Genomic DNA, 21940 nt, shown 5'->3' with positions numbered 1-21940 from the left:
GAAAGCGGCGTCTCCGGACTGCGCGGAGTGTTTGTCGACACCGTGGTTTGATGACGTCAGGTTAGTAGACGTTCGAAAACAAAAAAGCCAACCCTAAAAGTTGGCTTTTTGCGTATTGACGAAAGGCTTATCGTGGATAGTCGGTCGCATCCTTTTACTAAGTTACGGCTGAGCGAATAACGTACGCTTTCGACCCAAAGCGCACATGTAACTCATTTGGTAAACGCGTAGAACGTCATCATCACCGCGCCGTATAACCAGTGTTAGGTGCAATCAACATGAAACTCAGTGATCTTGAAAAGTCGGCACTCCAGTTAAACGAGCTCTACGAACAGCTTGAGATCAAGAGGTATGGGCGCATCTGGACCACAGAAGAACTTGCGCTTGGTTTCGTAGGGGACGTAGGCGATCTAGCAAAACTGATCCAGGCAAACGCCGGTATCCGAGATATTGATGACTGCAAAGCTAAACTTGGCCATGAATTGTCGGATTGTTTATGGTCGATTATTGTTCTTGCAAATAAGTGTGGCATTGATTTGGAGGCGGAGTTTGTCAGAAACACCAGAGAGCTAGCCGAATATGTATCTAGCGAGCTTGGCACATAACAAAAGGTTACACAGCGACAAATTCAGCGCCGCTTTGCGTCGCCAAACTCGCGCGTGAACTAGGGCGTTAGGCGCCATGATCAAACCACGCTGCGGACTTTCGAGTGTTCGCTTTCGACCCGGAGCAGAGATTGCCTTACGGTCCGCAGACATTCACCTGTAAGAGATAAGTCAATCACATGCGACATCTGTCACTGCAAAAGAAAACGGGGACAGAGTCACATCTTTGCACTGAAGCGCTCAATAAAGTCGACTCTGTCCCCCTTTTCTTCCGGCAACGTCGACCGCTATTTCTCGCGGTACATCTAGCACTTCGTCACGATCTAAAAAAGATGCTTGCGCGCATTGCGCGCAAAACGGCGACATTGCGGTGAAGGTTGGGTGATTCATGCGAAAGTTTATGCGCGTGTGCGGCAATTGCGTGCATCGCGTGAGGACGTGATCGTGTGACGCGCACCACATACTGACATCACGTAAGTTCACTGCAAAACCACAAACATCATCCTACGCTCCCGCGGCCAATCGGCGCCCCTGGGGAGGGGAGTGGGGAGTATCTCGTGAGATTCCTCTAAATCCTTTTTCCATTGTCACTGTCTACTTGAGGAGTAGTCTCCATGAATAGAACAGATTCGACGGGAATAAATTCAGGAAAAGGAATTAACGGCCTGACGCGCAAAGTGTGCTGTGTTTCGTTTGCCATCGCGATGGCATTGGGCGCAGTCACCGCAGCGCAGGCATCAGGATTTTCCACTCATCACGTGCGCGACGCGGTGAGTAACGGAGCGGCAAAACAGCTGGGCAATCTGCCGGCCAGTCAGATTATGAATCTCGACGTCGTTCTGCCTTTGCGCGATCAGGCAGGCCTTGATGCATTCGTCGCCGACGTAACTAATCCGTCGAGCCCCAATTTCCGCCATTACATCACTCCTGCCGAGTTCACGGCACGGTTCGGTCCGACGCAAAACGATTACGACACTGTTGTGCAATACCTTGTGCGGAACGGCTTCAGCGTCGTTGGCGGCAGCCGCGATGGGATGGACATCCAGGTCGCCGGTCCCGTATCGGCCGTGGAAGCGGCCTTCAATGTGAAGATGCATTCCTATCAGCATCCAACGGAAAACCGCACGTTCTACAGCCCGGATCGCGAACCGACAACATCATTAGCGATTGCTCTGTGGCACGTATCGGGTTTGAATAATTATTCGCTCCCGCACCCGCTGTATGTAAAGAAGAGCGATTACGCCAAGGCGATGGGTATCAGCCCCGATGAAGTGGTCAAGCATGCAACGACGGGTTCGGGTCCCTCGGCTTCGTTCCTCGGCAGCGATATGCGCGCCGCTTATTACCAGGGCACCGCATTGACCGGCAAAGGACAGAACCTTGGCTTGTTCGAATACTACGGTACCGATCTGGCCGACTTGACCACGTACTACAAGAACGTTGGTCAAACGAACAACGTGCCGGTTACGTTGTTGTCGGTCGACGGCACCAGCACATCGTGCCTGGATTCGCAGGGTTGCGACGACACCGAGCAGACGCTCGATATGACGCAGGCACTCGGCATGGCACCGGGTCTGAACAGCCTTGTGATGTACGTCGGTTCGACGGATACCGCCATCATCAGCGCGATGACGACGCATAGTCCGTTGCCGACGACAATCGGCTGTTCATGGGGTTGGACACCCGATGATCCCTCAACGCTGAATCCCTATTGGGAGAAGATGGCTGCGCAAGGTCAAAGCTTCTTCGCAGCTTCGGGTGATGATTCCACCTGGTCGAAGCGGAATGAAGCATGGCCGGCTGATGCGGCTTATGTCATTTCCGTCGGCGGCACCGACCTGACGACCAGCAGTGCAGCGGGTCCGTGGAAGTCGGAAACCGCATGGACCGATTCCGGAGGCGGCATTTCGCCTGACAAGATCGCCATCCCGAGCTGGCAGCAGATCAGTGGCGTGATCAATTCCAGCAACAAGGGCTCGACGACGTATCGTAATGGTCCGGATGTAGCAGCGAACGCCAACTTCACCTTCTACGTATGTGCCGATCAGACCACCTGTACCGCCAACGATTACGGCGGCACCAGTTTCGCAGCGCCGATGTGGGCGGCCTTTATTGCGCTGGCCAATCAGCAGGCGACATCGGAAAGCGAGCCGCTGGTCGGATTCTTCAATCCGACTGTCTACGCTCAAAATGAGTCCGGTGGTTCGCTTACCAGCACGTACTCCGCCGACTTCCACGACATTACTAGCGGCAAGTCGGGCAGCTATTCCGCTGTGACGGGTTATGACCTTGTCACGGGTTGGGGTAGTCCGAAGCCGGCGCTTATCACGTCGTTGGTTCCCTAAGCGCCCACGACATAGATACGACATCGCGTTTGAAGGCCCGGCGATTTTCGCCGGGCCTGTTTTTTTCCAAACGACGTCATCACTGCAACATCTGTAGGAGCGGCGACTGTTTGGCGGCGGGCAGCGATACGCCCAGAAGCTTGGCAATCGTCGGAGCGACGGAAAGATTCGTAATCGGGCCCAGATCCACGCCGTGCTTTATATGCGCACCGTACGCAATAAAAAGCGCTTGCATATCCGGGTCGCTATTGAGATAGCCGTGACTGCCGCGTGCAGGTGTGATGTCCTCCACCAGGAGTTCATCCGTGCCACTCATGAAAGCGTAGTCCGGCTTTGCCACAACATAAAGATCAGGACCTTGACGCGTCGCCTGTCGCGCAGCAATACCGAACGCTTGTGCTTCCGCGTTGGTGTAAGCACCTGCTACACCGGGAGCCTTCGCGAAGTAGTTTTTCAGCTTCGGCACCAGCGTCGAACGCAGGGAGGGATTGTTGATATACAGCGATGTCTCACCGCCCTCAGGTAGAAACCACACATCGCCAGCATAATCACCGTTCTTTTTGCGCAACAGGCCCATCTGGACAAGCGCCGCATTGGGATGGATCACATGCGTGTAGTTTGCAAAACCGTGGTCCGATGCAACGATGAGCGTGATGCGATCGAGCAGGCCTGCCGTGCGCGCGGCGTCGATAAGTCGTGCAAGGCACGCATCGGCATAGGCATAGGCGGCGTACGCCGCGGGCGTCAACGTGCCGTATTTGTGCTGCAAGGTGTCGGTCTGCAGCAAATGGAATAACAGCAGGTTAGGCGTGTGTCTCGTGAGGATGTCGATCGCGGCGTCGGTCCATATCTCGTCGGTCCATGCGGGATTGCTCTTGTGGAAATCAGCCAGCTCATCATGAGTGACCAGGCCCTGATCGATCAGATCCTTCGCAATGGGGCCATCGGCATCGGGTACTTCGGCAAATACCCAGCGCACATTTTTGGCGCCTGAGATCGCCACCCAATCCACCTGACCGGTCGACATACCTTGTTCTGCCGCCGCGTCGTAAAGCGTTCGCGCGTGCACGAGTTCGTCCTTGGGTACCCACGGATCGACTTGCAGCGTCGATCTGTCCGACGGCGTGATGAAGCCGTTGGCCATCACGTGATGCTCGCTTGCATTCACACCGGTGATAAGCGTCGTGTGATTGGGCCAGGTGATCGTCGGATTGATGGGCTTCATGCCCTCTGCATGGGCGCCGTTGGTTTCAAGCATACGCAACGTCGGCATGGGCAAGCGCGGGTCATTGAGTGCGCGTGCGGGAAAGCCGTCGATGGTGATGAGCACCACAATCGGTCCGTGCGTTGCCGCCGTGCCGTCGTTTGGCGTGTTGTTCGCTGTGGTGGGCGCGACCTTGGCGTTTCCACCATGTGTATCGACATTCGCACAACCCGACAACACGGCCAACGCAAATGCCAGACCACATACCTTACGCATGACGTCCCTTGAATGCTTTGTGTAGAAAGAAAGAAAAAGATCGCGTGATTTCACTTGTTTGAAAACCTCAGGCCGCGAGATCGGAAATATTGTTCCAGCGATTCCGGTGTGCCGGACGCCTCGGCAAACGCTACGTACGTATCGGGTCTAAGCAAATACAGCGCATTCTGCGCGAGTCCTGCGGATTCGAAACCCGGCCGCCACGCGAAGACGTGTAGCGGCAGATCGTGCTCCGTGCACCAGGCGGTTAACGCTTGGCTTGCTTCACCATAGACATGAACTTGCCAACGCATCTGCGACAGGCTAGCAAAATTGTTGGTATCGCTGCCGACCCAGGGCAGACGGTCTCCGCCATGAACCTGGCCCGCGGATCCAATGCTCAACGGGCAGCCCCGGTAATTGAGCATGATCTGCGACACCGTGCGAAAGATAAAATCACGCGAGGCATCAAAGCGCGCGAGCACGGGAACCACCAGCGGCGCTATGCGCGTACGTATGACATTCGCGATAGGGCCCTCGGCCGTTGCGAAAGTGAAGACGCGATCGGTCGTCGCCACCAAGCGGCGCGCAAAGCCAATCCGCTCCGCTTCGTAGCTTTCGAGCAACGCATCCGGCGCTTGCCCTGACAACACGGCTGCCAGCTTCCACGCCAGATTGATCGCATCGCCAATACCGGTATTCATGCCCTGGCCGCCCGCTGGGCTATGAATATGCGCGGCATCGCCGAGCAGAAAAGCGCGGCCATGTCGAAAATGTTCGCCAACGCGATGATGCACACGATACGTAGAAAACCAGTGCACCTTCTCTACATTTACCTTCAGGTGTTGAATGGCGCGGTCACTGACGTCCTCGAACTTCAATGATTCGGGATGTTCCGCCCGCTCGTCGCGCACGGTGCCGATCAACCGTGCACGACCCTCGCCGGCCATCGGAAAAATGCCGAGAAAATCGGCTTCGTCCAGGTCGATATGCAACTCGCCATTAAAGGCAGGCCCGGTGGCTTCCACGTCGGCGACGTAGAACACTTGTCTATAGGTACCCCCTGGAAAACCGATGCCAAGTGTTTCGCGTACCAGCGAGCGAGCGCCGTCGCAGCCCGCGATATAGGCCGCTTCCCAATCGGTCTGCGTGCCATCCGGTTCGCGCAAACGTGCGGTAACGCTTCCGCCTTCATCCGTGAAGCCGATCAGCTCCGTGTTGCGTGCGACTGTCACCCCGAGTTTTTCCAGCCGGTCGATCAACAGTCGCTCGTGCTTGTCCTGCGGGAAAATATTCAAAAACGGATACGGCGTGAGATCGGAGCCAACCGTCTCAAATCCAACGCGCGCGGCTTGTTCACCCTTCACCCACAAGTTGACCGCCGGCACTTTGTGCCCGCCATTGAGCAACGCATCGGTGAGGTCCAGTTGTTGGTAGAGTTCAAGGGTTCGCGCTTGAACGGCCACCGCGCGCGACGTCGTTCCCGGCTCCAACGTCTTGTCGACGATATGAACCTTTACACCAAGCTTGGTGAGCCACAGCGCTAGAACAAGACCGGTCGGTCCTGCGCCAATAATCAAAACGTCAGTACGCATAATGATGACCTCGTCGCCTGATCAGGCAGGTGGCTTTCGGGGTGACGTTGCGGCTTCGTGTGCGATGGACAATCGCTTCAGCAAGGGTAGTAGCGCGATCCCTACGATCGCTCCCGCCAGTGCGAGCATACCCAGATGATTGAACAGTCGGGTGTACATGGTGAGACCCGCATCGATATCCACCACATTCTTCGGAGCATTCGCGAAATTGGCGATCACACCGCCCAGATATTGGGCGATACCCGCGGCAACGAAAAATGCGCCCATCATGAAGCCGGCCATGCGCGCGGGGACGTAGCGCGAGATCATTGCCAGCCCCAGCGCGGCGACCAACAATTCGCCCAGTGAATAAAAACCGTATCCGCCAATCATGAACCAGGACGACACCCTACCGTTCGCCGCGGCGTGCTCGCTCCACCCAAAAATAAAGAAGCCCACCGCCACAGCCAGAAAACCGAGCACGAATTTCGCAGCAACAGGCAGATCGCCCCGATGCTTGCCAAGTTGCCGATAGATCCACGCGAGTGGCGGAGAAAGAACGATGATCCACAAGGCATTGACCGCCTGATACTGCGCAGGCGACCACGTGAACATATGGCGGCCGAACAACGTCTGATTCCAATCGACGTGGTGCAAGGCAAACAAGGTGAGCGAGGTTCCCACCTGCTGATAGAAAATAAAAAACAACAATGCCTCGACAACAAGTACCAGTGCAGCGATCAGCCCCGCGCGTTCGGAACGAGATCCGTTCACGATCATGTAACCAAAGACGCTAAGCGTGACGATGCCACCCATCCAGACACAGGCCAGTGCCACGGCGTTGTTTTGTATGACGAACGCGATGGCAAATGCGCTCAGCAAACCTCCAGCGAGTACGGCGATGAACCCGTTCCATCGCAGCGGGCGCGCATCCGGTATTGAGCCAATGCCAGCCAGTGCTTGCTTCATGAACGCGTAGCTCAGTAAACCGATGATCACACTCGCAAGGCAGACGGCAAACGCAATGCGCCAACCCCACCGTTCCTCGATCCAGGGTGTCAGCAACACGGACAAGCTGGCCGCTATATTGTTGGTCATGTAATAGAGCGTGAAGACACTGTCGATTTTTGCATCCAGGCCTTCGTAGACGCAGCGCACGATATTCGCGGCATTCGGTTTGAACAGGCCGCTGCCGACTATGATCAGGCCAAGTGCCAGATACATACCCTGCAAGGTAGCACCGGATACCGTGAGCAAAAGGTAACCGAGTGCCAACATGCACGCGCCAAGCCCGACGCTGCGCCTTGCGCCGAGTACGCGATCGCCGATCCAGCCTCCTACCGCGGGTGCTGCAAACAGCAACGCGCCAAATGTTCCCCATGTGAGGTTGGCATCGGCATCGCGAATGCCCAGCCGCTGAACCATGAACAGAACCATCAGCGAAGCGGTGCCGTAATAACCGAATCGTTCCCAAAACTCGAACAGCAAAATCGTGAGGAAAGGGCGCGTTCGTGCGGCGTGCGATATGCGGTTCACGGTTTAACGCTCGCGCCGCGAGGCGCGACCTTCGTGAAGTCTTGCAATGCGCTCGGCTGTCTGCGCGAGTTCCGCGCGCAGGTAGGGTGGCCCCAGCACAACGACTTGATCGCCGAGCCGAAGCAATTCACGCACGCCGAAGTCGATCGATTCAATCGGCAATCGGCAGCGCACCCAGCCTTTTCGATCCGGTTTGCCGGCAGTCTTTGACGCTTCAGTGGTCACATAAGGACCCAGCAAGCTCAGCCGCTTCAAACCTATGGGCGAGAGCCGCACGTCCGCGTAATCGTGATAGACGTTTGCCTCGTACTCACGGACGCTATTTTCCCAATGCGCTACGAGATCGAATTGCTTCGGTCGCGTGAATGTTTCATCGCAAATCTCGGCGTCGAAGATGTTTGCAGCGCGATAAGTCGTGCACACCGATCGACTGTTCTGCGCAACGAGATACCAGATACCGCTTTTCAGCACGAGCCCCAACGGCGCGACCTTGCGCACACGCGCATCGATTTCTCCCGACGGGTGATAGCGCATCTTCAGCATGCGCTCGCCCCACACCGCGTGTGCAATGACAGGGAGCGAGGGCAGTTGATCGACACTGTGAAACCACGCGCCTGTATCCAGATGAAAGCGGGCGGCAATGCGTTCAGCGCTCGGCTGTATGTTGGAAGGAAGCGCCGCCAGCAATTTCAATCGCGCAGTGGAAAGTACATCGGCCAGACCCATTTGCGCGGCGGGGCCGGGAAGGCCGGCAAGAAACAAGGTTTCCGCCTCGGATTGATTGAGGCCCGTGAGCATCGTGCGGTAGCCGTCCTGCAGCTGGAAACCACCGTTGCGGCCACGATCGGCATATACGGGAACGCCTGCAGCGCTCAGCTGATCGATATCGCGATGAATGGTGCGAACCGTCACTTCCAGTTCTTCCGCCAGCTGGGTCGCACTCATGCGGCCGCGCGTCTGCAGCAGCATCAGGATCGACAGGAGACGGCTGGCCAGCATTTTCGACCCCGCAAAAATACATGACACCGGATGACATGTTTAGCGCGAGATGATGGCGAGCACAACAGGACGGAGGACCCATTCATGAAATACTTCCGCAATATGCTCGCCGCCGTCAGCGTCGCCTTTGCCATTGGCGCTGCGGCACCCGTTTTCGCTTCGCAGGATTACCCCAAAGCACCGGCCCCCACTGCGAACCTTTCCGGGCTGCACGCCTTCGACTTCTATTTCGGCACCTGGCGTGCGCATCACCGCAAGTTAACGGAACGCCTGATGGGCAGCCACGATTGGATTGAATTCGACGGCACGATCAGCGTGCGCCCGCTGATGAACGGCTGGGCCAATGTCGACGAAAGTATTTTCAACATCCCAAACGGTGGTACGTATCGTGGCGTGACCCTGCGTTCCTACGATGGCGTGACGGGCCAGTGGAACATCTGGTGGCTGGATGGACGCTCGCCGTCGGCGCCGCTCGATCCCGCGGTGAAAGGGCGCTTCGTCAACGGCATTGGTTTGTTCTACGCCGATGACACGTTACGCGGCAAACCCGTCAAAGTGCGTTTCACGTGGTCGCATATCTCCGCAACCACCGCGCGCTGGGAGCAGGCGTTCTCCGGCGACGGCGGAAAAACCTGGGAGACGAACTGGGTGACGGATTTCACCAAGATTGGTTCGTAAAACCTATCTAAAACTAGAGCCCATCCAAGCCAAACACACGAAAGCCCGATGCGACCGCGAATCGCACCGGGCTCCGCCATGTCACCCGCGAGGGGAGTGATTAACTTGCATCGAGCGAAATAACTTCGCTAGCTGACACACCGAACGAAGGCGGACGATCATCCGGCGATGCGCCGAATTGCATATTGGGCGTGTCGGACATCTGGAACTCCAGCGTGCCGCCCGCTGCAAGTTCAGCATGGCTGATCCAGCTGCGCGTCCACGGTTTTCCGTTCCAGCGCACGGACTGGATATACGCACGACCCGGTCCGTTGTTGATCGTGTGAATGATCAACTTGCGATCGTTCGCCAGCGACACTTCCGCATGATCGAGGATCGGACTGCCGAACACATAATTCGTGCTGACCGGATCGACGGAATACAAACCCAGCGCGCTCATCACATACCACGCGCTCATCTGACCGCAATCTTCATTGCCTGCAAGACCATCGGGGTCCGGCGGATACATCGTTTCCGTCAGCATGCGCACGCGTGCCTGCGTTTTGTAGTGCGCACCGGTGTACGCATACAGATAAGCTACGTGATGGCTGGGTTCGTTGCCGTGCGCATATTGACCGACCATGCCTGCTATATCCGGCGGTGCATCCGGCGGAAGTTTCGGGCTGGTGGTAAACAGCTCATCCAGCTTGCGCTCGAATACCTCTTGGCCACCGAACAAACCCATGTAGGCATAAAGATCGTGCTGATTGAGAAACGTCGCCTGCCAGGAATTGGATTCGGTGAAATCGCGCCACTCACTGGAATGGCCCATGCCACGTGGATTGAACGGTTCCAGCCATTGACCGTCTGAGCCGCGCGGCCGCACGAAATTCATCTTCGTGTCGAATACGTTGCGGTAATTGCGTGAGCGACGACGCAAGGCTTCGGCATCGTCTTTCGCGCCCGCCGCAGCCGCCATATGCGAGACAGCCCAATCGTCATAGGCGTATTCAAGCGTTTTGCTGACCGCTTCGCCTTCCTTGTCGCTGGGAATGTAACCAAGCTTACGGTAGTAGGGCAGCCCGCGGTAATCGTCATCCATCGCGCGCTTACGATAGATCGGCCATGCCTTGTCGTAATCGATACCGGTGAAGCCTTTGGCTTGTGCCTCGGCAATGAGCACGGCGGAGTGGTAACCGATCATGCAACCTGTTTCCACGCCTTGCAGCGGCCACACCGGTGGACCGTCGGGACTTTCTGCCGCCATGCGCACGAGGCAATTCACGAAATCGGGTACGCGGTCAGCCTGATACAGCGTCAGCAGCGGTGCCTGTGCGCGGTAGATGTCCCACAGCGAATACGTGCTGTAGTTATTCTGACCTTGCGGCAGCTGATGGATCTGCAAGTCCATGCCGCGATAGCGGCCATCCGCATCGCTGAAAAGCGTCGGTGCCAACATCGTGTGATAGAGCGAGGTGTAAAACACACGCAGATCGCGCTTGGAGGAGGTCTGCACGCGGATGCGGCTGAGTTCACGCTCCCACGTATCGGCGGCTGTCTGCTGAAGCCCGTCGAAATCCCAGCCAGGAATATCGGCATCGAGATTGCGCAGAGCGCCATCGATATCCACGCCCGAAATGCCCACCTTCACCAGCACCGGCGATTGCGCGACATCGTCGATATGCAACGCGGCTTTCAGATGCGTGCCCTTCACTTCGTCGGTGCCGCTGGGTGCAGCTACATCTTCCGAATAGAGCGTGGCTTGCGAGAACGGCCGCGATACCTTCATCGCGAAATAGATGTATCTACCATCCGCCCACTGGTGCACACGCCGGGTGCCAACCAATGTGTCGTTGCCAACAAGGCGCAACTGGGCATCGGTGACTTTGCACGGGACTTTGTAGTCGTCATGAAAACCGTGCGCGAAATCGATCAGCAGATGACCATTACCTTCGCCGTGGAACGTGTAGCGGTGCAGACCCGCACGCAGACCCGCGGTCAACTCCGCACGAATGTTGTGATCGGTCAGATGCACGCTGTAATAACCAGGCCGCGCATGTTCCGACGCACGGTCGTAACGCGAGCGATATCCCTTGCCCGGATGCGCGTGATTGTTCACCGTCAACTGCGGCCCAGATCCTGCGGCGCCGTCGAATTGCGAGTGATAATTTGCATCCGGCAAACCGCGATCACCGGGTTGTAACAACACCGGCCCCTGCGCCGGCATCACCAGCACATCGAGCATATCCGCCGCACCCGTACCACTGAGATGCGTGTGCGAGAAACCCATGATCGAACCATCGGCTTGGTGGTAACCCGACGAGGCATCCCAGCCCGCATCATTCGTATCGGGACTCAACTGCACCATGCCGAACGGCATCGACGCGCCAGGATACGTGTGCCCATGTCCGCCGGTACCGATAAACACATCGACGTATTGCGATACGCCATGCGCTTCCATCGCCGTCGCAAGCGCGCGTTTCTTCATGCCGGGCGTATCGCTCAACTCAGCTGCGACACCGGGCAACGCGGTACTCAACAACGCAAACGCACCCATGCCTTGCAGAAACTGACGACGTGACACCATACGGGCTCTCCGAATTACAAAGCTGTCGTTGAACGAGGCGGACGCGCTAACGACAGATCATCGGGAAAGCGTTACACCCCGGTCACCGACAGGCGCACTCAACCACTGTGACGAATCGGGCGTTCCCCCTCCGCCAGCCATACGACTGTAAACGAAAATTTGCCTCGATCCAAATTTTTCTGCGTCACGCATATCTATTTAATAAATATAGATTTTCATGAAATTCTGGTGCGTTGCACAAAATGCGTGATTTCATGCGTAAGTGTCTGTGTTGCGTAACCGTGTGGCAGTCACTATTAACTTTGTCGTGACCACTTAACCCTGTCGGGGGCCGCGGGAGACACTTTTCCTGGGCTGATAGCCCGGATGACCCGCAGTGTTGGGGATGCCGCAGTTAGGTATGACACCGTCGCTCAATTGCCATTGGACAGTATGGCGTCTCCAACAGCGTTGCCAGAGTTAGATTGCACCAGCGAGAATTTAGATTCGCATCCAGGCAGTGGATCACAAGGGTTTTCATCGGAATGGCCTGGTTCGCGCCCTCGAAGGTGTTCATATCGAACCCGGGTTATTTCCGGTACTGGTAATCGCTGAACTTGCCATTTTCTTTCTCCACCGGCGTTTGAGTGCGCGCAGGTCCACGAGCTCGGCGACTTACCGACCTCGGAAAGGCATTGAGCTACAAGGCTCGGTCCGGTCCCGTCTTTAGCTATCGGCGTACGGGCGCAATCGTGGGATTTGAGTAGGGTTTGAAGAAAACGACAGTGAAAAAAAAGGGGGCTGGGTTAGTTAAGCGAGGGAGAATTGCTTTGTGCTTCTGGCAGACATTCCGCTTGGGATGTCCTTGCGGCGTTGTTGCGACAAAACAAAAAAGTCGGAGCCATTTTCTCAACAGTCTGTAGGTTGGGTTGTCGAGATGTGTTGGTCTGACCGACTACGCGCGCAGCAATTGGGGATGCTCGCGGTGGATGTCGATAATCAATTCGCCGAATAACGTGTTCGCCCAGGCAAACCAGCTGCGGGTGAAATGCGTGGGGTCATCCTGATCGAAGGTTTCGTGCATGAAACCGGTGCCCGCGTCGGTGTCGCGCAACCATTTCAGGCATTGGCGAATCTGCGCTGTGTCGTTGGTGGTCTGCGCGTACATCATGATCGACATCGGCCAGATCATGCGCGGACCTTCGTGCGGTCCGCCGATGCCTTCGGCGGCACGGCCTTTATAGAAGTACGGGTTCTGCGAACTCCATACCAGTTCGCGTGTGCGTTGATAGGTCGGGTCGTCAAGACGGCAGCAGCCCAGATAAGGCAATCCCAGCAGGCTGGGCACGTTCGCATCGTCCATGAAAAGCTGGTTGCCGAAGCCGTCGATTTCGTACGCCCAATAATCGCGGCCTTGGGTGTCGCGCATGCGTCCATCGCGCTGCACGGCTTGTTCTACCTCGTTTGCCAGCGCCTCGCATTCCGCGGCAAATGATGCGTCGTGATGAATGCTGCGACTCATCTGCGCCAATTGCCGCAAGCTGAGCACCGCAAACATATTCGCAGGAACGAATAGCGGATAGACGCAGGCATCATCCGACGGACGGAACATCGAATGGATCATGCCGTTCGGCTTCGTCGGATTGCCGTAGCCTTCTTGAAACTGCGTTTCCGTGGGGTTATCCGACGCGCGCTGATAGTGATACGGGCCGCGATCGTGTTTGCGCTGCTGTTCGCGGAATGTCTTCAAGACTAGATGCATGGCTTCGCGCCAGTCATCGTCGAAAGGCACCGTATCGGCCGTGGCTTGCCAATAACCATGTGCAAGGCGAATCGGATAACAAAGCGAATCGATTTCCCACTTACGTTCGCCCACGCCGGGCTTCATGTCGGTTTTGTCTTCGCGTGCCCAGATAAGCGGCGGTGCATGCGGGTCGGCCATGAAGGAGTTGGCATAGGGATCGATACGAATGCAGCGTGCCTGGCGCTGAATCAGTCCGCGAAAGAGGCGCTGCAAGCCAGCGTCGCCTTTCGCCAATGGAATATAAGGAACCACTTGCGCGGATGAATCGCGCAGCCACATCGCGTCGATATCGCCGGTAATGACAAAGGTGTCGGGCTTGCCATTGACTGTGCCCAGTTCGACGGTTGTATCCAGTGTGTTCGGATAGCAGTTCTCGAACATCCACGCGAGTTTGGGGTCGCCAATGGCTGCCTTGACCCTGGACAGCTGACGCTCGACGGCCTCGCTTACAAATTTGCGTTTGGCGACGGACGGCCGCTTGCTAACGTACGTTTGGGGGCTGGCCTTCAGCGTCGTTGACAATACACCGCTCAGCGCGCCTGAGGCTGCAGCAGAACCCATCCATTTCAAGAAATCTCGGCGCGTCGACATCTAAGCAAAACTCCGGAGTTACGTGACCGATCAGTGAGTGGTGGCAGCCATGACATCGGCCAGATCCTGCACGTGCAACGCATGTTGCAAGGCGTCGAGTGAAAGTTTGCTGTGCACTGTCAGGGTGAGGCTTTGACCGGGTAGCAGGTCGAATGCGTTGTCCGAAAGCGCAGCATCTTGATCGCCAAAGGACACCCACACGTCGCGAGCGAGCTTGCTGGCGGTCAAGGTAAGCGTGTAGCCATCCGCTGCCGTAGCGAGCTTGCTTTGTATATTCGGGGCGGGAAGCTGGAGGTTTTTGGCCTCATCGAAGAACACTAGATTTTGCGAGATCACCGTTTCCCCATCCAGTAGATCGAATACGGCAAACGACGTGCGCGGGTCGGCACCTTTCAGAAGCTCTGCATCGGCGTAGGTGGCGACCTTGCTGCTCGAAAGCGCGGGCGACGTTACAGCGGCTTCGTGCTGATCGAGCACGTTGCCGGAGAAATCCATGACGCGAACGCGCCAGCGCAGATCGGTGGGTGTGGTGTGATCCGACACGACGGATACCGTAGTCGTACCGTTATTGCGTAGCGCCGCGATGATCTGCGGTGCATAGAAGCGGCGCGCGTGGAACTGCAGGGCTTTCCAGCGACCGAAATAATCGATGCTCGCCCACGAGGCGCCCGGCCAGACATCGTTGAGCTGCCAGTACATCGAACCCATCGCTTGCGGCCGCGAAGCACGTAGGTGCTCGGCCGCGAGCTGGATGCCTTGCGCCTGCATCACCTGGCTCAGATAGACGAACGATGCGAAGTCCTTCGGATCGCCATAGCTGCGCGTGATGTAAAGCATCAGGCGCTTGTTGCCGTTGCCGCTGTCGTACTTCTGATGCGCGCGCATCACCGGCGATTCCGGTTGCATGTCGCCGGGCTCGGCAAACGCCTGGATCGTACGAATTTCCGGAAACGATTGCAGGCCATATTCGGACTGAAAGCGCGGCGTGACGTTGAGGTACTCGGTGAGAGGCTTTGCTTCGCCCGACCAGACGTCCCAGTAATGATAGTCGCCATCGTCGAGCACATTGGCAGCGCCGTCGTAATCCGTGCTCGGTGAGCTGGCCCAATAAGGCACGGCATTGTCGTATTGCGTAACGACATTGCGCAGTACGTTGCTGAAGAGATTCACCATGCCAGTGACGAGGCTTTCGCGTTCGTCGGCGGAAATCGATGTCTTGAATGCCTGCCGGTCTCCCCACGATTCCCAACCGGTCTGCACTTCGTTGTTGCCACACCACAACACGATACTGGGGTGATCGCGCAAACGTTTGACCTGCTCGATCGCTTCCTGCCGCGTGTTGTCGAAGAATGCATCGTTGTGCGGAGGAATCGCGCCACCGAACATGAAATCCTGCCAGACCATGATGCCGAGGCGATCGGCCATTTCGTAGAACCGATCCGGCAGGTAATAGCCACCGCCCCACACGCGCACCATGTTCATGTTTGCATCGCGAGCTGATTGCAGAACGCGCAGCATTTGCGCATCCGTCGTTCGCGTGGGGATGCTGTCGAACGGAATCATGTCCGCACCCTTCGCGAACACGGGAATACCGTTGATCACGAATGCGAAGCTCTTGCCCCATGCATCCTTGTCGCGCCGCAGCTCGACGGTACGTAATCCTGTCGCGTGTTGGGCGTTATAGATCTCGCCGTCGGCGTCGAGTACGCGCGCCTTGAATGTATACATGTCCTGCGCACCGTAACCCACGGGATACCAGCGCTTGGGATGTGCGATGTAAACAGGCACGCTGACGTGATTGTCGCCGGCATCGACGTTGAAGTCGGTTTCGACATGGGCCGCCGATTGTCCGTCCGGGTCCACAGCATCGATAACGACGTGAATTTGCTTGCGGATATCACTCTGAATGGCGACGTCCGCATTGACATGCGCCGATTCGCCAGAAACGTACTTTTGATCGACGTGAAAATCGTTCACGCGCATCGCGTTCCAGCTGTCCACATGCACGGGCTGCCAAATGCCTTCGGTGACAATACGTGGACCCCAGTCCCAGCCGTACTGATAGTTCGCCTTGCGAACGTAATTGGCCGTCTGCTTGCCTTTGGGTTCGTCGCCGAATGCCGAATCGAATTCACCCGGCAATGCATAAGGTTGTTTCAGCAGCCAGGGCTGCAGGCGCTTGATAGGTGAATAGAGCCGCACTTCCAGTGTGTTCTTGCCTTCGTGCAGCGCTTGTTTCACGGGGAGGTGCCAGCGGCGGAACATATTGTCCGTCGACGTCAGCTTGGTTCCGTTGAGGTAGACGTCTGCGAACGTGTCCAAGCCATCGAACACGAGTTCGACGTGATCGCGCTGAAGTGTTGTGCGATCGACCGTAAACGTCGTCTCGTACTGCCAGTCGGAAAGTCCGACCCACTGCACTTTCGCTTCGTTATCGCGATAGTAGGGATCAGGTAGCAACTTGGCCGACAGCAAATCGGACTGCACCATGCCGGGCACGGTTGCCGTATGCCAATGCGTGGCCTCGCGATGCGCTTTTGCGTTGCCATCGTTTTGCACGAGGCGAAAACGCCAGCCGCTATCGAGCGATTGCGATGTCGTTTGCGCGCTGGCGGCTTGCGCCAGCGGCAAGGACACAAGCGCGCCCACGACGAGGATAAGGAGGCGCCGTGTGGCGCCCGAACAGCTCAGGCTGATTCGTTCGATCATGTTGTCTGGTCGCACCGGACTTGCTGGGTCAATCCCGAACGTACCGCGACATCGGGACAGTCGCGGCCGTATCCCCACTACACATGCAAGGATCATAGACGACGGAATGCTCAAAAATCGCCTATTTAGATCGATCCATAAGGCGACAGTACCAGCTGTATCGCGGTGGTGCATGCGGCAGCGCAATAGGTTCGAAACACATGGCGCGCCGGAGGAACGGCGCGCCATGTGTTTGGGTGTTGCTTAGTGTGTGCTTGCTGCGGAACTTGCCGTCCAATGCGCCTTCAATTCCCGGTTGAACTCGGGCGCACGTTCTTCCGGGAAGAAGATGCGGGCCGAGGTCACGTCGATGCGTTTGCGTGTTCCCGGTATCGTCTTTTCCAGCCAATGCGACCACTTCGTGTCGAAGTAAATGTCATCCGTCGCCCAGGCAATCAACGTGGGTGCTTGCACGTGCTGAAGTTTTCCTTCGATATCGACCGTGTGATGGCAGTCGAAAGCGTTGACGAATCGCTCGATATCGCGCGTGCGCTGCGGTGAACGAAGGAATGGGCGCAGGTAGGTTTCGATCGTATCGTCGGCGACCGCTTCCGGTTTCTCATAGGCCGGCCCCAGTGCCTGCTGCGATCGGTACACGGACTTGTCGTTGAGCATGGTCTGCAGCGTGTCCGGCAAACCACCCGCTGCGACCATCGCGACAAATGGTTTGAATGGCTCGGGTGGCCAGTTGTCGTGCGTATCGCAGTTGGTGAGGGTGAGGCTGCGCAGGCGTTCTGGATACAGTGCGGCAAAGATCTGGCAGATGCCGCCGCCACTGTCGTTGCCGACGAGGTCGACCTTGTCGATCGCGAGCGCATCCATAAATTGCGCAAGCATATGCGCGTTGGCCGTGACGGATACATCCTGTGTCGCGGCGATTTCCGTATCGCCATGCGCTAGCAGGTCCACCGCGATGCATCGCCGTACGTCACCAAGTTGCTCCAGCTGATGTCGCCACAGATAGCTGTTGAGCAACACGCCGTGTACGAACAGCGCCACCGGGCCGTTGCCGTGCTCGACATAGTTGATGACGCCGGAAGGTGTTTTAACCTTGCGCTGACCGGCGAAGAAATCCTTGCCGTTCATGACGCTTGCTTCCCATTGGCTTCACGCAGTTTCTGCGCGCATTCTTCGCAGCAGACCTCGACCACGCGGTCGCCGATCTTCACCTTGATGGCGTTTTCGTCGAGCGCGTAATCGCACGCTGCACAGGTTTTCTCAGTCATGACCGTATCTCCAGTGATAACCCATAAGTGGGTAGGCAAAGGAGACCATGCGGGGTTTTCGGCCGCTGTCGGAATCTTTAGCCGTTTCTAGAGACGCCGGGCGGACTGTTTGAAAGCCGTCGGAGAACGCCCATAAGCCTGGCGGAAAGATGCAGCAAAATGGCTGTGGCTGGAGAAGCCCAGATCCGTCGCCAGGGCCGACAGGTCGTCGTAGTCTTCGATCAGATCCAGTGCGCGGGCGAGGCGAAGCTGCAATTGATAGCGATACAGCGGCATGCCTTCCACTTGCTGAAACACCTGCGTCAGATAAACCGGCGATCCGCCGATTTCCGCAGCGATGTCGGCGAGCGTCCAGCGGCGTGACACATCGCTGGTGAGGAGTACCTTCACGCGATCGGCCAGTCGGCGACGCGCATGGGTCGATCCCGGCTCATGCGAAGAACGCGGACCCAGGCTGCGACATACGAGCGTCAGCAGCAGCGCTTCGGCTTCGAGCGGTTCGATGGCGTTGTTCTCCAGGCCGTGTCGCAAAAGCGCGACCAATACCTGCGCACGCGGATCGATGCGCAGATGCTGGCGGCGGAATCCCAATCGTCCGCTGTTGCTCAAGAGCGATGCGGGTGCCAGCTCGCGCAACAACGGTTCGGACAAACTGAGCGACATGCTCGCATCGCCGCCATCGACGGGATGACTGACGCGATAACCTTCTTCCGCATTGAAAAACAGCACATGATTGGCATCCGCCACCGCCTGGTCGCTGCCTACATGACGGATGTAAACGCCGCGATAGGGAAAAACCAGATGCGTCGTCGCGACGCATTCTTCCGCACTGTTGTGGCGACACTCGCCGACACAGTGGACGTTCTGCAACGTCACGGTTTCGGTATCCAGCAGGCGGCGAACGTCAAATTCCGGCATGTCAGGCGGACTGGGTCAACACAGCCTTATCGAGGCGACAGTGCGACCTATTATGCTCCCCGGCTCGCCATCATGCTTTCACAGCCCCAGGGCCATCCTTGGCCCCCGAGTCGTCCTGAGCGGACTCTCAATACGCCTGGAATTTGCGCCAGCGAGCTTGTCCGATGGCGGGGTCGCTCACGCTGGGTTGTCCGGTTTCCACATGGCCGGCGAGGCGTTGCTCGAAACCTGTTTCCGCATTGCCGCGTACGACCAAGTCGTACCAGCCATAGCTATCGCTCAGGTACCAGAGCTTCTCCACGTGCTGTCCGGCGGCGAGCATGTACGAGATCGATTCGCCGTTGTAGAGATTCTCGACCGAGATGGTGCAGATCGCATGGCCTTCGTTCGCCAGCGCCAGCACAATACCGCCGCTATCGATGTCGTAGCGGCTGGTGATATTCAACGTCGTTTGCGCAGACACGACACTACCCTTGAAATGCCGCATGAAACCGTTGGGGCCGTACACACTAAAGTCGTACGCGCCGTGCGTCGGCCATGAAGCAGAAAGCGATTTGCCGGCTTCGACCGTGTAGTACCACGGGCCATTTGTTGCAGTCGCGGAGCGCACATGAAAACACGCGCCCTTGTGACCTGCGTTGTAAAAGTCGATCAGGAAATTACCGTTTTCGGCAGCGCGGCCGATCGCGTGCAAGGTATACGGCACGGCGCGCGCAGGCCTCAAACCCGCCTCCTGCTGCGGCAGACTTTGCGTGGTGGGTGGCGTAGGAACGTAGTCGGGATGACGCTGATCATCCGGTGGAACGTACGCGCTGGTGCTCGGCAACGAAGGCTGTGCACCGTCCGGCTTGGAGAAATCGAATGCGGATGTCAGATCGCCCGCAACAGCGCGGCGCCACGCCGTGATATTGGGTTCCTGCAGATTCGGATAGCTCGATGAGAAGCGTCGCTCGATAAAGCGAATCAGCGAAGTGTGATCGAATACCTCCGAGCAAACCCAACCGCCTTTGCTCCACGGCGATACCACAATCATCGGCACGCGCGGCCCCATGCCATACGGGCCGCTTTCATATTCCGAACTGCCAGGGAAAATTTCATTCTCGATCGATACCGTCGACTGGCCTTGTGCGCTCGATGGCGGAACGCATGGCGGAACCATGTGATCGAAGAAACCGTCGTTCTCATCGAAGGTGATGAAGAGCGCGGTCTTGCTGAAGACATCAGGATTGCTGGTCAACGCGTCCAGTACTTGTGAGACATACCATGCGCCGTAATTGGCCGGCCAATTGGGATGTTCCGTATAGGCTTCCGGCGCCACAATCCATGACACCTGCGGAAGCGTGTTGCCTTGCACGTCGCTACGCAGCGTGTCGAACAGCGTGCCGCTTGCGGAAATATTCGTGCCGGTGCGCGCGCCTTGATACAGCGGACTGCCTGGCAGCGCGTTGCGGTATTGATAGAAGTACAGCAACGAATTGTCGCCGTAGTTGCCGATGTAGGCATCATCCGTCCAGCCCCAAAAGCCAGCGGCATTGAGGCCGGTGCCACTATCCTGATAAATCTTCCAGGACACGCCCGCGCTCTGAAGCACTTCCGGATACGTGGACCACGAATAGCCCGCTTCCGCGTTGTCGATGACCGGGCCGCCGCCGGCGCCGTCATTGCCCACCCAGCCGGTCCACATGTAATAGCGATTGGGATCGGTCGGCCCCAACACCGAGCAGTGATAGGCATCGCAAATGGTGAACGCATCGGCCAGCGCGTAGTGGAACGGAATGTCGTCGCGCGTGAGGTACGCCATCGTCGTGGAGCCTTTGTTAGGCACCCACTGATCGTAATTGCCCTGATTCCACGCCCCATGTGTGCTGGTCCAGTCGTGCGCGAGATCTTCCAGGAACTGCAGGCCCATATCGGGCGCGGTGGGATGAAACGGCAGCACGTACGCGTTCGATCCATTCGGCTGATACCACACCGAATTGCCGGTCGAGAGGTTCACCGGACGGGGGTCGCCGAATCCGCGGACGCCGCGCAGCGATCCGAAGTAGTGATCGAAGGACCGGTTTTCCTGCATCAGGATCACGATGTGCTCGATGTCTTCGATCGTGCCGGTGCGCCGATTGGCGGGAATTTCCAGCGCGCGGGTAATGCTCGCGGGCAGCATGCTCGCGGCGGCGGTGCTACCCAGGAGCTGCAGAAATCTCCGGCGATCCATCGATGTCATGACGATCCCTATACGCGATGAAAGTGAATGCCGAATCTAGGTTTGTCACGTTTCAGGCGTGAGTCATTTGGACGTCCGTTTGGTGTTGTGCGTGGCGCATCACAATTAAGCGAAATGAAGTTTGTGTCAACGAACTTCACGCATCTTGCGATGTTCCATAGGCGACGCAGTTGTTGGTGCATGTGTCGCGACGCTCGATGACACGCATAAGTACACTGTACGACGTGTACAACAGCACCTAAAGAAAAGGGACTTGTGCACGTGCACAAGTCCCTTCGTTCAAGCACTCAATGTGAATGCATCAGTGCACGACGTTACCGCGTCCATCGCGCATTTCATTGCCGTGGAATCCGCCTTGCGGATGCGGCGCCGGATGATCGCCGTGATTCGGGAACGGGCCGTGATAACCGCCGCGCGCGTCGAAACGATTATCCACGTGACCACGGAAGTGTGCCGGGCCGCGATACCAGGGACCCGCGCCAACGAACACGCCGCCTACAAACCACTCCGGTCCGTAATAGCCGTAAGGTGCGCATGAGTACGGTGCATAGTCATAGTAACCATACGGACATGCGGGCGCCGGACCAATGTTTACGCCAACTGCCACCTGTGCGTCGGCACGTGGCGACATAACGGCAAACGACAAAGCAGCTGCAGCGGTCAATGCAAGACTCGTCACAATCTTCATACG

The 21940-nt window shown here is 57.3% G+C and carries 15 protein-coding genes; 3 read left to right on the top strand and 12 right to left on the bottom strand.

What is annotated here, in order from left to right:
* The first annotated feature begins 278 nt into the window (after positions 1-278).
* Both VK725_RS18340 and VK725_RS18335 read left to right on the top strand, forming a co-directional pair.
* Positions 279-605, top strand: coding sequence for a nucleotide pyrophosphohydrolase (locus tag VK725_RS18340; RefSeq protein WP_325319506.1), 327 nt, complete (start codon positions 279-281; stop codon positions 603-605).
* 614 nt (positions 606-1219) lie between these two features.
* The gene (locus tag VK725_RS18335; protein WP_325319505.1) at positions 1220-2950 is read left to right on the top strand and encodes a S53 family serine peptidase; all 1731 of its coding nucleotides are present in this window, start codon (positions 1220-1222) and stop codon (positions 2948-2950) included.
* Positions 2951-3029: 79 nt separating this feature from the next.
* On the opposite strand, the gene VK725_RS18330 is transcribed toward VK725_RS18335, so the two are convergent.
* Genes VK725_RS18330 through VK725_RS18315 form a run of 4 tightly spaced genes read right to left on the bottom strand, consistent with a single transcriptional unit; the run spans position 3030 to position 8518 of the window.
* Positions 3030-4430: an ectonucleotide pyrophosphatase/phosphodiesterase gene (locus VK725_RS18330; RefSeq protein WP_325319504.1), complete on the bottom strand. Its 1401-nt coding sequence runs from the start codon at positions 4428-4430 to the stop codon at positions 3030-3032.
* A 50-nt stretch (positions 4431-4480) separates the two neighbouring features.
* Entirely contained in the window at positions 4481-6004 is a 1524-nt protein-coding gene (locus VK725_RS18325) for an FAD-dependent monooxygenase (RefSeq protein ID WP_325319503.1), read from the bottom strand.
* 21 nt (positions 6005-6025) lie between these two features.
* A complete protein-coding gene (locus VK725_RS18320) occupies positions 6026-7519 on the bottom strand; it encodes an oligopeptide:H+ symporter (protein WP_325319502.1) in 1494 nt (497 codons plus the stop codon).
* Between the two features lie 3 nt (positions 7520-7522).
* Positions 7523-8518: a YafY family protein gene (locus tag VK725_RS18315; protein ID WP_325319501.1), complete on the bottom strand. Its 996-nt coding sequence runs from the start codon at positions 8516-8518 to the stop codon at positions 7523-7525.
* 84 nt (positions 8519-8602) lie between these two features.
* On the opposite strand from VK725_RS18315, the gene VK725_RS18310 reads away from it, so the two are divergent.
* Entirely contained in the window at positions 8603-9196 is a 594-nt protein-coding gene (locus VK725_RS18310) for a hypothetical protein (protein ID WP_325319500.1), read from the top strand.
* A gap of 100 nt (positions 9197-9296) precedes the next feature.
* Here the strand turns inward: VK725_RS18310 and VK725_RS18305 are convergent, their stop codons facing one another.
* The 8 genes from VK725_RS18305 to VK725_RS18270 all read right to left on the bottom strand — a co-directional run bounded on the left by VK725_RS18305 (position 9297) and on the right by VK725_RS18270 (position 21937).
* Entirely contained in the window at positions 9297-11762 is a 2466-nt protein-coding gene (locus VK725_RS18305; RefSeq protein ID WP_325319499.1) for a GH92 family glycosyl hydrolase, read from the bottom strand.
* A gap of 934 nt (positions 11763-12696) precedes the next feature.
* Positions 12697-14136: a glycoside hydrolase family 125 protein gene (locus tag VK725_RS18300; RefSeq protein ID WP_325319498.1), complete on the bottom strand. Its 1440-nt coding sequence runs from the start codon at positions 14134-14136 to the stop codon at positions 12697-12699.
* Between the two features lie 30 nt (positions 14137-14166).
* A complete protein-coding gene (locus VK725_RS18295; RefSeq protein WP_325319497.1) occupies positions 14167-16845 on the bottom strand; it encodes a beta-mannosidase in 2679 nt (892 codons plus the stop codon).
* A gap of 243 nt (positions 16846-17088) precedes the next feature.
* Positions 17089-17970, bottom strand: a complete 882-nt coding sequence (locus VK725_RS18290) for an alpha/beta hydrolase (RefSeq protein WP_325319496.1) — start codon at positions 17968-17970, stop codon at positions 17089-17091.
* The gene (locus VK725_RS18285) at positions 17967-18110 is read right to left on the bottom strand and encodes a hypothetical protein (RefSeq protein ID WP_325319495.1); all 144 of its coding nucleotides are present in this window, start codon (positions 18108-18110) and stop codon (positions 17967-17969) included. Before VK725_RS18285 ends, VK725_RS18290 begins: the two co-directional genes overlap by 4 nt.
* Before the next feature lie 87 nt (positions 18111-18197).
* A complete protein-coding gene (locus VK725_RS18280) occupies positions 18198-19028 on the bottom strand; it encodes an AraC family transcriptional regulator (RefSeq protein WP_325319494.1) in 831 nt (276 codons plus the stop codon).
* Between the two features lie 127 nt (positions 19029-19155).
* The gene (locus tag VK725_RS18275; protein ID WP_325319493.1) at positions 19156-21249 is read right to left on the bottom strand and encodes a phosphocholine-specific phospholipase C; all 2094 of its coding nucleotides are present in this window, start codon (positions 21247-21249) and stop codon (positions 19156-19158) included.
* Between the two features lie 301 nt (positions 21250-21550).
* Positions 21551-21937, bottom strand: a complete 387-nt coding sequence (locus tag VK725_RS18270; protein WP_325319492.1) for a hypothetical protein — start codon at positions 21935-21937, stop codon at positions 21551-21553.
* Positions 21938-21940 lie beyond the last annotated feature (3 nt).

The organism is Dyella sp. (assembly GCF_035486915.1).
Lineage (GTDB): Bacteria > Pseudomonadota > Gammaproteobacteria > Xanthomonadales > Rhodanobacteraceae > Dyella_B.
The sequence above is the reverse complement of the archived record's forward strand: the minus strand, read 5'-3'. Positions and strand labels throughout refer to the sequence as shown.

What these genes read in the sequence shown, in the direction of transcription:
- VK725_RS18340 (WP_325319506.1), top strand. Translation starts at nt 279, where the DNA reads ATGAAACTCAGTGATCTTGAAAAGTCGGCACTCCAGTTAAACGAGCTC.
- VK725_RS18335 (WP_325319505.1), top strand. Translation starts at nt 1,220, where the DNA reads ATGAATAGAACAGATTCGACGGGAATAAATTCAGGAAAAGGAATTAAC.
- VK725_RS18330 (WP_325319504.1), bottom strand. Translation starts at nt 4,430, where the DNA reads ATGCGTAAGGTATGTGGTCTGGCATTTGCGTTGGCCGTGTTGTCGGGT.
- VK725_RS18325 (WP_325319503.1), bottom strand. Translation starts at nt 6,004, where the DNA reads ATGCGTACTGACGTTTTGATTATTGGCGCAGGACCGACCGGTCTTGTT.
- VK725_RS18315 (WP_325319501.1), bottom strand. Translation starts at nt 8,518, where the DNA reads ATGCTGGCCAGCCGTCTCCTGTCGATCCTGATGCTGCTGCAGACGCGC.
- VK725_RS18310 (WP_325319500.1), top strand. Translation starts at nt 8,603, where the DNA reads ATGAAATACTTCCGCAATATGCTCGCCGCCGTCAGCGTCGCCTTTGCC.
- VK725_RS18305 (WP_325319499.1), bottom strand. Translation starts at nt 11,762, where the DNA reads ATGGTGTCACGTCGTCAGTTTCTGCAAGGCATGGGTGCGTTTGCGTTG.
- VK725_RS18300 (WP_325319498.1), bottom strand. Translation starts at nt 14,136, where the DNA reads ATGTCGACGCGCCGAGATTTCTTGAAATGGATGGGTTCTGCTGCAGCC.
- VK725_RS18295 (WP_325319497.1), bottom strand. Translation starts at nt 16,845, where the DNA reads ATGATCGAACGAATCAGCCTGAGCTGTTCGGGCGCCACACGGCGCCTC.
- VK725_RS18290 (WP_325319496.1), bottom strand. Translation starts at nt 17,970, where the DNA reads ATGAACGGCAAGGATTTCTTCGCCGGTCAGCGCAAGGTTAAAACACCT.
- VK725_RS18285 (WP_325319495.1), bottom strand. Translation starts at nt 18,110, where the DNA reads ATGACTGAGAAAACCTGTGCAGCGTGCGATTACGCGCTCGACGAAAAC.
- VK725_RS18280 (WP_325319494.1), bottom strand. Translation starts at nt 19,028, where the DNA reads ATGCCGGAATTTGACGTTCGCCGCCTGCTGGATACCGAAACCGTGACG.
- VK725_RS18275 (WP_325319493.1), bottom strand. Translation starts at nt 21,249, where the DNA reads ATGACATCGATGGATCGCCGGAGATTTCTGCAGCTCCTGGGTAGCACC.
- VK725_RS18270 (WP_325319492.1), bottom strand. Translation starts at nt 21,937, where the DNA reads ATGAAGATTGTGACGAGTCTTGCATTGACCGCTGCAGCTGCTTTGTCG.